Source organism: Methylobacterium sp. D54C, from assembly GCF_053345595.1.
Genome location: NZ_JBKFAK010000274.1, coordinates 1 through 279, shown reverse-complemented (window position 1 = coordinate 279; position 279 = coordinate 1). Strand labels below are relative to the sequence as shown.

General features: G+C 64.2%; 1 pseudogene. It reads right to left on the bottom strand.

From position 1 onward, the window contains the following. Window positions 1-279: pseudogene (locus ACLBYB_RS33500) on the bottom strand (urea ABC transporter permease subunit UrtC); the annotation flags it as partial.

The following is a 279-nucleotide window of genomic DNA, read 5'->3' as shown; positions in this document are numbered from 1 at the left end:
GTCGCGCACGGCGATCAGGTTCTTGCCGTAGGCCGTGACCGTCATGGCCCGGGCGATCAGGTAGCCCAAAGCCAGCGCGATTCCGGTGGCCACGAAGATGCCGACGCGGAAATTCTGTGCCTGAACCGAGAGTCCCAGAAAATCCTTGAAGTCGGTCAGCCCGTTGTTGCCGCCCAGCCCCATGTCGTTGCGGAAGAAGGCGAGCACCAGCGCGTAGGTCAGCGCCTGGGTGATGATCGACAGGTAGACGCCGGTCACCCGCGACCGGAAGGCGAGCCA